This window comes from Vibrio penaeicida (assembly GCF_030689305.1).
Classification (GTDB): Bacteria; Pseudomonadota; Gammaproteobacteria; order Enterobacterales; family Vibrionaceae; genus Vibrio; species Vibrio penaeicida_B.
Map to the genome: position 1 here is coordinate 1 of NZ_JAUYVM010000039.1, position 6,134 is coordinate 6,134.

8 protein-coding genes are annotated in these 6,134 nt (G+C 41.1%); 6 read left to right on the forward strand and 2 right to left on the reverse strand.

Going from position 1 to position 6,134, the window contains the following annotated elements; genetic code table 11:
- Nucleotides 1-624 precede the first annotated feature (624 nt).
- The 4 genes from Q8W40_RS27655 (at nt 625) to Q8W40_RS27670 (ending at nt 2,820) form a co-directional block, all read left to right on the forward strand.
- Nucleotides 625-957, forward strand: coding sequence for a hypothetical protein (locus Q8W40_RS27655; protein ID WP_305402056.1), 333 nt, complete (start codon nt 625-627; stop codon nt 955-957).
- Between the two features lie 192 nt (nt 958-1,149).
- Complete coding sequence (locus Q8W40_RS27660) at nt 1,150-1,407, forward strand: type II toxin-antitoxin system Phd/YefM family antitoxin (RefSeq protein ID WP_025553727.1); 258 nt, start codon at nt 1,150-1,152, stop codon at nt 1,405-1,407.
- The gene (locus Q8W40_RS27665) at nt 1,395-1,697 is read left to right on the forward strand and encodes a type II toxin-antitoxin system RelE/ParE family toxin (RefSeq protein ID WP_305402057.1); all 303 of its coding nucleotides are present in this window, start codon (nt 1,395-1,397) and stop codon (nt 1,695-1,697) included. The genes Q8W40_RS27660 and Q8W40_RS27665 overlap by 13 nt, the downstream gene beginning before the upstream one ends.
- A 163-nt stretch (nt 1,698-1,860) precedes the next feature.
- Complete coding sequence (locus Q8W40_RS27670) at nt 1,861-2,820, forward strand: phosphotransferase (RefSeq protein WP_305402058.1); 960 nt, start codon at nt 1,861-1,863, stop codon at nt 2,818-2,820.
- Nucleotides 2,821-4,250: 1,430 nt separating this feature from the next.
- Here the strand turns inward: Q8W40_RS27670 and Q8W40_RS27675 are convergent.
- Both Q8W40_RS27675 and Q8W40_RS27680 read right to left on the reverse strand, forming a co-directional pair.
- A complete protein-coding gene (locus Q8W40_RS27675) occupies nt 4,251-4,529 on the reverse strand; it encodes a type II toxin-antitoxin system RelE/ParE family toxin (RefSeq protein WP_305402059.1) in 279 nt (92 codons plus the stop codon).
- Complete coding sequence (locus tag Q8W40_RS27680; protein ID WP_305402060.1) at nt 4,526-4,810, reverse strand: type II toxin-antitoxin system RelB/DinJ family antitoxin; 285 nt, start codon at nt 4,808-4,810, stop codon at nt 4,526-4,528. The genes Q8W40_RS27675 and Q8W40_RS27680 overlap by 4 nt, the downstream gene beginning before the upstream one ends.
- Before the next feature lie 276 nt (nt 4,811-5,086).
- On the opposite strand from Q8W40_RS27680, the gene Q8W40_RS27685 reads away from it, so the two are divergent.
- Both Q8W40_RS27685 and Q8W40_RS27690 read left to right on the forward strand, forming a co-directional pair.
- Entirely contained in the window at nt 5,087-5,386 is a 300-nt protein-coding gene (locus tag Q8W40_RS27685) for a hypothetical protein (protein WP_305402061.1), read from the forward strand.
- A gap of 150 nt (nt 5,387-5,536) precedes the next feature.
- The gene (locus tag Q8W40_RS27690; RefSeq protein ID WP_305402062.1) at nt 5,537-5,983 is read left to right on the forward strand and encodes a hypothetical protein; all 447 of its coding nucleotides are present in this window, start codon (nt 5,537-5,539) and stop codon (nt 5,981-5,983) included.
- Nucleotides 5,984-6,134: the final 151 nt, after the last annotated feature.

Consider the following 6,134-nt stretch of genomic DNA (forward strand, 5'->3'; position numbering starts at 1 on the left):
GCCCCATAGAAAGCTTTAGTTGCCGCTAAAGCCTGGGTCTCACATTACCCGAATTTAGGGAAGATTATCCATACAAAAGCTTCAAACCGACAAACAACGCGTGGCATTTTTGGTTTTCGGTGATAATTGTGTTTAAGGTTCAATGCTTGCTTTTCTTTTCATCATGATTTGAATCTTTCCCAATTGAAAATCGGCAATGTTCCTTTGGTGAAATGCCGCTTGGGTTTCATCAAAAGGCAAATTGGCTGTTTGGGTATTTTTGGCAAGTAACTCTTTCTAGCAGCCATTTGCTGCGCCGTGATTTTTGCGGGGCGGCAGTGCATTGAAAAACTCCAAACTTGTTGGGTGTTTTAAGTCAACTCGTTGTGGGTTTATCGTGTAGCTGCCAACATTTTGTGAATTGGCTCTGCGTCTCAACCTTCTGTATTTGCTGAATTTCTGAGGTTGCCGTAAAGTCCGTTCATAACAAACAATTCAAACAGACCAAAAACGCGTGGCATTTTTAGTTTGCTTTGAGTTTAGTGTTTAAGGTGGTATGCGGCAGCTTGTTTTGTGCGTTGTCTGCGGTTTAAGCTGGCGTTATATCCCAGTTATTATTTCGAGGTAAATATGAAGGTTGCAATCTTGGCTTTGAGCCTTTTGAGTTTTTCTGCTTTGGCTACACACAACTGTGTGGGTGATGTTAATAATGTTGCCATTGCTGCAGGTGGTAATGTTCACGTCAATATAGGCTCAATGGGTGAAGGAAATGTAATTTGTAACACAGGTGCGATGTCCGGTGAATATACACCAGAAGCATGTAAAGCAGCTCTAAGTATGTTGCTAAGTGCTAAAATGGCAAAGAAAAAAGTAAGGCTGTATTTTAGGAATGATTCAAATACTTCTTGTCAAAAAGGAAGTTGGAAAAATTTCGGGTCTTCTGCGTATCAACTTTATTACATAAGGTTAGAAGGCTGATATAACAAAAGCTTCAAACCGACAAACAACGCGTGGCATTTTTAGTTTGCAGTAAATTTAGTATTTAAGGTGCAATGCAGCGACTTGGTTTGAGCGTTGTCTGCGGTTTAAGCTGGCGTTAGCCGTCAAGGAGCTTGCTATACTCAAAGTGATAGAATAGTATCACTTTAGTATTCCTTTGGAGCAGCTCTCATGAAAGTAGAACTAGTAACATCACTCAAACGTCAGGCAACTAAGATCCTTGCCGATCTCCACGATACTAAAGAACCAGTGTTGATTACAGAACATGGTAAGCCGTCGGCATATCTGGTTGATGTTGATGATTACGAGTTTATGCAGAATCGTTTGGCGATTTTGGAGGGTATTGCGCGAGGTGAACGCGCAATAGCTGATGGTAAAGTGGTGAGTCACGATGAAGCCAAGGACAAAATGTCAAAATGGCTGAAATAATTTGGACGGAACCAGCGTTGTCAGACCTTAATGATATCGCTGAATATATCGAACTCGAAAATGTCGTAGCTGCAAAGCAATTAGTTCAAACGATCTTCTCTAAAGTTGAACGTCTAGAAACTTTTCCTGAATCTGGGCGTATTCCTCCTGAACTAGATCATCTCAGTTATCGCGAAGTTGTTGTTAATCCATGCCGTGTCTTCTATAAACAAGACGGTGTTAAAGTATTTATCCTGTTTGTTATGCGCGCCGAAAGAGATTTGCGGAAGTTTTTGTTGAATAAGCAATAACATTTGATTTTTAACGGCTAACAAAGCTTCAAACCGACAAACAACGCGTGGCATTTTTAGTTTGCGGTGAGTTTTGTGTTTACGGTAGCTTGCAGAAGCAGCATTTGTGCGTTTTTGGCTACTTTTTGTGGGGTACACCAGTACCTAAGGGGTAACTGGAGTTATGAGTGATTTTGTTCGTGAGGTTGGTGAAAACTGGAGTCAGATTGGTGTTGACGCTAGTATAAAGCAGCAATCAGCCGGTGCGACGAATCATGTTTTTCGTATCCAATCCTCAGAGACTTTTTACCTTAAAAAATATAACGTTCGAAATGTTGCTAAGATCAAGCTAGAACATGAGCTGTTGAGAAAGCTATCACAAAATTTGAATACTATAATTGCCCCGGTTTTGACGCACGATCACCACTCCTTTTGTAAAATAGGTGATGAGTTTTATGCTCTATTTCCTGAAGCAAAAGGAGCGTTAATTGAAAAAAGTGAGTTGTCTGAGTCTCATGCTTTTCAGCTGGGAAAAGCCCTTGCTAACCTGCATGTTCAACTTGCTTCTGTGATTGGAAACGATTTTCCAACAATTGAGCTCTCTTGGGATAAAAGTGTTTGGGTCGATAGACTACAAAAAATAGTCGCCACTATTGAAGCTAATGGTGAATTTGATACGAATGGTTCGGTGCTACGAAGAGTAAAGCAACAGCGTGGTTATCTAGCTAGCTCACAAGCTACGCACTCATATCAACCGCTAACAAGCAGGCAATTAATTCACGGTGATTTTCATCATTTCAACGTCTTTTTTGCCCCTAATTGCGCAGTAAGCGATGTGATCGACTGGGATCTAGTGCAAAACATGCCTCCTGGTTATGAGTTGGCGAGATCCTGTATGTACATGTTCGACTTGGAGCTTAATAGGTCATTAGCTTTGTTAAAAGGCTATCTTTCTGTCAAGCCTCTATCCCGATTAGAGCTTAACGATGGAGCAAACGCGTGGGCTGTTTATGCTGACCACCATGTGTGGGCTTTGGAAGAAGTATTTTTAAAAAACAATACCGCCGCACAGAAATTCATACCGCAAAGGGACTTTATCCCTTTTATGGAGCAATGGTTCCATATTGAAAGTGCCTTGTTTTGAGACGGTGCATAACAAATTTCTCAAGAGTGATTCGGCACGCGTGGCATTTTCACTATGCGTTAGTTTTAGTGGTTAAGGTGGTATGCGGGGCTCCTGTATTGTGTCCTCACACCTTAACAAGGCTTCATGCCTCAGGAGGTGGTGATTGGTGTTTGTATAAATGGTTGAACAGGCGAAGTTATAATTGGAGTAATTTCAATAAGATGCTAATGTACTACGCCATAGAGTGACCAAGAGTGAGTAAGCGATTTACTCATGTAGATTGGTATTAGAAGCGTGGCGATTTACACGCGTGAAAATATAACTGAAGAGCCGGATGCGGTAATTCCGCACGTCCGGATCTGTGCGGGGTCGCTCAGTAATGGGTCGCTCTACCACGATGGTTAATAAGGTTCATTTTGTTCCCCTTACTTAAAATTACTTTTCATCTGTGTTGGGCTCCGGCTTTGGTGTGCTTTCTGTTTGTATTCATGACCAATACAGGTCTGCATACAAAGTTCGATTGGTTGGTACATTACCTTGGGGGAGTATCTATCACATTCTTCTTTTACCAGCTGATTCCGTTTATGCATAGCTTGACAGGGGCTGTTAATCTTTTTACACGGAGGCTATTGGCCTTTTGCATGGGTTGTACTAGTGCGGTTTTTTGGGAGTTTGCGGAGTTTGGTATGTCTAGGGGGGCTGGAGCTAGGACCCAGATATCACTGAACGAGACGATGCTTGACTTAGTATATGGTGTGCTTGGAGCATCTTCCTTAATTGTATTTACATTTCTTGTTTGTGCAGTTAGACCTCACAAGACAATGCATCAGTCGCCTAATAATGCTGATGATCTCTAGCGTTACTTGGTTGGTCTTGTTTTATCAATGCGTGATGCATTGAGTACAAAATTATAACAAGGCACTCAAACTGACCTCCAACACGTGGCATTTTCGCTTTGCAAAAGTGTAGCCACATGTTTGCGGCAACTTAGTACAGCGTTGATAGCGCTTTGAAAATTCAAGGGTTGTAAGGTTATCGAAAGTTGCTGGCTTCAGTGCTTTTGAATTCGATTTCTCAGCCAGTATCAAGGTGGGAAATTTAGCGCAAACCAAGCCATTTTAGTTCTTCCAAATTATCTCGATTCATAAAATTTTTAAGCCTGATTTCCTGTTTGCTCCTCTAAATTCTCGACTGAATCGGTGTTTTGGGTTTTGTGGTCTGGTTGCAGTAGGTTTTGTTGGCTAAGATGTTGTTCATTGAATACAAGCTAAGTGCTTCATTGCCAAGCGAGTTTGTTTGCTTGTATCGCTCTAAAAAAAGCTTTAAGCCGACCGCCAACGCGTGGCATTTTTGGTTTGTGGTAAGTTTGGTGTTTAAGGTGGTATGTGGAAACGGTATTTGTACGTTTTTGGCAGCTTATTCGGACGTTAGTTTCCCTGAGGGAACAATCAATCGATTGGAAACTTTTGTTTTTGGTGTAGTACACGCATAATTCGGATGATGTCGTCTTCGACCCAATATGAGATGATCATTGAAATCTCAGGGTTAATGAGTAGTCGTCCACGAATACCATTTCGTTGAACTCCTATCGGAGGTTGCTCTAACAAGTTTTCTACTTTTTCTACGATTAGGTTGTCAGTTTTTTCTGCTGCGTCAGGGTTGAAGTCATAGAGAAGCTCAAAGATCTTTTCGCGATCATTAAGTGAATCTTCTTCCCATAAAATCATTGCTTACCTCGGTTACGGATTCTGGCTTTTCGCTCTTCCATTCGAGACTTAGCAGTTTGATGTTCAATAAAATCCGCTTTTCCTGAGTCAAACTTTTCAAATGCTAGGCTAATTTGTTCAGTTAGCCACGCATCGTGAGATAATGCTTTTCTTTGTTGTTCAGCAAGTTGCTCAGTAAGTTCACGACAAGCATCACTTAGTGTAAGACCTTGACTTTCAGCCATTTGTTGAGCTAGGCGTTTTGTTTCCTCATCAACACGAAATTGAATCCTAGTGTCCATAACAATTCTCTTTGTCTTTGTGTGTACAAATGTTAGCGCCGCTCCTTGAAATGGGCAACTAACAAACAATTCAAACAGACCAAAACCGTGTGGCACTTTTAGTTTGCGTTGAGTTTGGAGTCTACTTTTTGTGGGGTACACCAATCAATTCAATAAGATTTGCAACACTTGGCATTTTTGGTTTTAATCGGCATTAGTGTTACGACACAATGGTTTAGGTAGCTGGCAGCGTTGTTCACTACTTAATTGGGTGTTAGGCTAATAAAGGAAATATATATGACACTTGGTGTCTTAATTCTTCTTTCTTTTCTTCATATTGCAGTTTGGGTAGCGAGTCCTTTTACTTTCTTTATTGCAGCATTTAAGCAGCGCAGATTTGAACTTTCCAAATCCAATACCGATATTTGTTTTGCCTTGTGGGGGGCATATTCCATCCTAACAATTGCGAGTGTTGTTTTAGTCTCATATTGTTATCTCACCAGTAGCCAAGCTTCATATCATTGGTGGTTCGCAATGCCTTGGTCTTCATTGGCTGTACTTATTGCTTATGTAGTGAAAGTATCGAAGGTCAAATAAGCCTAACAAACGCATGCTCATGCGTTTCTCTTAAGGTTTGCAGTAATAATTGTGTGTAAGGCGCTATACAGTGGCTTGTTTTGTTCGCTGTCTGCGGTTTAAGCTGGTGTTAATCATCCAAGTTACCCACATAACTATGAGAGGTTTAAATTGAATATACACATTAGTAGTCTAGGGAAAAAACTAATATTCTGGGGAGCTGTACTTTTTCTTATTGGCTTACTTCAGGGAGTGTTAATCCCTTCTTTTCTAAACCCAAGAATGGCGCTGTCCGCACATTTAGCAGCCGTTCAAAGCGGGATGGCATTGATGATATTTGGTTTAATATGGGGGTTGTTATCTCTAGAAGAAAAATGGCTTAGGGTATCTTACTACTCAAGTATTGCTGGTATGTATTTTATCTGGCTCGCCATAACTCTTGTCGCTGTACTAGGCGCAAGCAAAACGCTCCCAATTGCTGGTAAAGGTTTTTCATCAACCCCTGTTGGTGAGGTCGTCGTTGAACTTATCCTTTATGCTGGTTCAGGTCTTTGCGTGCTTTCCGCGGCACTAATAGTTGTTGGCTTGTACCGTGGTCTTAAAAATCTAGGTACTTAAAAATTCGTTCCAAGATGACTTACTACGTGTGTACTTGAGCAAGACGTTAGCTGAGTTTTTGTCGTCAGATCCTATGTAGTGGTCAACTAAAATTGGCCACAGTTTTGTAAGTTTCCCAGTAAAGTCTTTCCGACTCATTCGGAGTCAGGTC